Origin of the sequence: Rhizobium sp. BR 315 (genome assembly GCF_050577975.1) — a bacterium.
In the GTDB taxonomy this organism is placed as follows: Bacteria; Pseudomonadota; Alphaproteobacteria; order Rhizobiales; family Rhizobiaceae; genus Rhizobium; species Rhizobium miluonense.
In genome coordinates this window covers 1-536 of the sequence record NZ_JARWKZ010000190.1, presented here as the reverse complement: position 1 = coordinate 536, position 536 = coordinate 1, and the positions used below count along the sequence as shown (strand labels likewise).

General features: G+C 29.7%; 1 protein-coding gene. It reads right to left on the bottom strand.

Features of this window, described 5'->3' with window-relative positions:
* Window positions 1–98 precede the first annotated feature (98 nt).
* Window positions 99–536 (bottom strand): hypothetical protein (locus QD409_RS35710; protein WP_430765079.1); only part of this gene is annotated, 438 nt, incomplete at its 5' end.

Sequence of the window (536 nt, the reverse complement as noted above, 5' to 3'; positions counted from 1 at the left end):
TTTTTTTACTTTTATGGGTCGGGAGAAATTTTTTAAATTCCTCTAAGGTTGTAGCTGTTATGTTAAAGGAGTATTGTTTCAATTAAATTCAACCTTTTCTATTTAGTATATAAATTGCCTTCTCCAGGCTCATAAATATCTCTTTTTGAATATCTGATATCAGCAGCATTCAGGACTATTTCTCTTTCAGTTTGTTCTAGTTCTGTAAATACCTCAGAGAATTGAAGGATTACACCATTATCAAAGAAAGTTACTGAAGCTTTAACTAAAACTAATTCTTCCTTAGAAAAAGGGATTTCACGGATCATTTTCTCATAGTCGTAACCTTTATCCCACTGTATATAAGGTTGTAATTTTGTTTTTAGTTCATTGCTACTGGACATAATATAAGCTAAAGATAACAATTTGTCGTTTCMTTTAAGATTAAAAGGCATTTGCTCTTTGATTTCCAAAAACCGTTTCTGTTGTTCTACACTCACAAACTTCATTTTTATTCCCTCCAATTTAAATGCTTTTAAAATAATCAAATCAATATC